The sequence below is a fragment of the Novosphingobium sp. 11B genome (assembly GCF_054589055.1).
The window spans coordinates 9,514-11,742 of sequence record NZ_BAAILP010000120.1 but is presented as its reverse complement, the minus strand read 5'-3'; the positions used below and the strand labels follow the sequence as shown (position 1 = coordinate 11,742).

The window sequence follows — 2,229 nt, the reverse complement described above, 5'->3', positions numbered from 1 at the left end:
GGCCCTGTATTGCTTCGCTGCGCTCGCAATGACGAAGAGGAGGATCACTCCGCCGCGACGGCTTCCTGCGCGGCGTTGGCGGCCTCGATCTCCGCCGCCTTGGCTTCCACCAGGCTGACGATGTGGTCGAGCATGGATTCGCTCTGCACGGTGTGGTCGGTCACGCCCGAAAGGTAGACCATGTGCTTGCCGTTGCCGCCGCCGGTCAGGCCGATGTCGGTCTCACGCGCCTCGCCGGGGCCGTTGACGACGCAGCCCAGCACCGAGAGCGAGAGCGGCGTCTTGATATGCTGCAGGCGTTCTTCCAGCGCCTCCACGGTGCGGATCACATCGAAGCCCTGCCGCGCGCAGCTGGGGCACGAAACCACGCGAACGCCGCGCGTGCGCAGGCCGAGCGCCTTGAGCATCTCGAAGCCGACGCGCACTTCCTCTTCCGGCTCGGCCGAGAGCGAGACGCGCAAGGTGTCGCCGATGCCCGACCACAGCAGCATGCCCATGCCGATCGAGGACTTGACGGTACCGCCGATCAGCCCGCCCGCCTCGGTGATGCCGAGGTGCAGCGGGCAGTCCACCGCGTCCGCCAGCCCCTGATAGGCGGCGACAGCGAGGAACACGTCGCTGGCCTTCACCGCCACCTTGTACTCGTGGAAGTCGTGGTCCTGCAGCAGCTTGATGTGGTCCATCGCCGATTCGACGAGGGCATCGGGGCAAGGCTCGCCGTACTTTTCGAGTAGGTGCTTCTCGAGGCTGCCCGCGTTCACGCCGATGCGGATCGCGCAGCCGTTGGCCTTGGCGGCGCGCACCACTTCGGCGACGCGGTCGGACGAGCCGATGTTGCCGGGGTTGATGCGCAGGCACGCCGCGCCCGCGTCGGCGGCTTCCAGAGCGCGCTTGTAGTGGAAATGGATGTCCGCGATCAGCGGCACGCGCGATCCGCGCACGATCTCCCGGAACGCCGCCGTCGATTCGACGTCGGGGCAGGAGACGCGGATAAGGTCCGCCCCGGCATCCTCGCAGCGGCGGATCTGCTCGATCGTCGCCTTCGCGTCGGATGTCAGGGTGTTGGTCATGGTCTGGACCGTGATCGGCGCATCGCCGCCGACGGGGACGCTGCCGACCATGATCTGGCGGCTCTTGCGGCGCTCGATATCGCGCCAGGGTCGGATGGAGGACATGAAGCCTCTATAGGCGCTCTGCCTTGCGGATTGAAGACGCATTCCGGTGTGCTGGCGACTTCGCGCGATTTCGGGCATTCACGCGTCCATGACTGTGCATGCTTCCGACAAACCCCTCACCGACGACGAGACCTCCGAACTTCCGCTGCTGTTCGGGCGCGTGCTCGACGGCCGGGGCGGTGCGCGCGTGGTCGGATGGAAAGAGGCACAGCGCTGGAAGCCCGGCGTAGAGGGCGAAGTGCTGTGGATCCATCTCCTGCGCACCCATCCCGGCATGCAGGAGTGGCTGGAGGCGCACTGCGCCATCCCCGAGCCCACGGCCGAACTGCTCACCAGCGACGCCAACCGCCCCCGCGCCTTTCGCGAGGGGCAGACGCTGGTGGCGACGCTGCGCGGGATCAACTTCAACCCCGGCGCCGCGCCCGAGGACATGCTTTCGCTGCAGTTGTGGAGCGACGGCAGCCGCGTCGTCACCCTGCGCCGCGCGCCGCTGCAGACACCCCGCCTCGTCGCCGACGATCTCGACGCGGGCAGCGGGCCGCATGACGCGGGCGCGCTCGTCACCGCGCTCACCGAGCACCTGATCGACCGCATGAGCCACGCCATCGTCGACATGAACGCCATGATCGACGACCTCGAGGACGAGACGGCCGATACTTATACCGACCAGACCCTCGACAAGATCGCCATGATCCGCCGCCAGAGCCTTGCCCTCAAGCGCCATATGTCGCCGCAGCACGAGGCGCTGACCGCCATCGCCAACGGCGCGCCCGGCTGGTTCGAGGACCACGACCGGCGCGAGATCGCCGAATCGATCGCCCGCCTGCGCCGCTATCTCGACGACCTCGACATCAGCAAGGAATCGGCGGTCGTGCTGCAGGACGACATCCGCGCCCGCGCCGCCGCGAACAGCCAGCGCACGCAGTATGTGCTGGCGGTGGTGGCTGGGGTGTTCCTGCCGCTGACTTTCATCACCGGCTTGCTGGGGATCAACGTCGGCGACATTCCGCTGGCGGAGCAGGGATCGCACGGCTTCTGGATCATCGTCGGCATC

2 protein-coding genes are annotated in these 2,229 nt (G+C 67.7%); one reads left to right on the top strand and one right to left on the bottom strand.

Annotated features, from left to right (window positions below; translation table 11 throughout):
- Window positions 1–44: 44 nt before the first annotated feature.
- Entirely contained in the window at window positions 45–1,175 is a 1,131-nt protein-coding gene (gene ispG, locus ACYPYD_RS11240; RefSeq protein WP_036528480.1) for a flavodoxin-dependent (E)-4-hydroxy-3-methylbut-2-enyl-diphosphate synthase, read from the bottom strand.
- 88 nt (window positions 1,176–1,263) lie between these two features.
- Here ispG and ACYPYD_RS11235 point away from each other — a divergent pair.
- A partial coding sequence (locus ACYPYD_RS11235) for a CorA family divalent cation transporter (protein ID WP_459663188.1) occupies window positions 1,264–2,229 on the top strand: 966 nt, incomplete at its 3' end.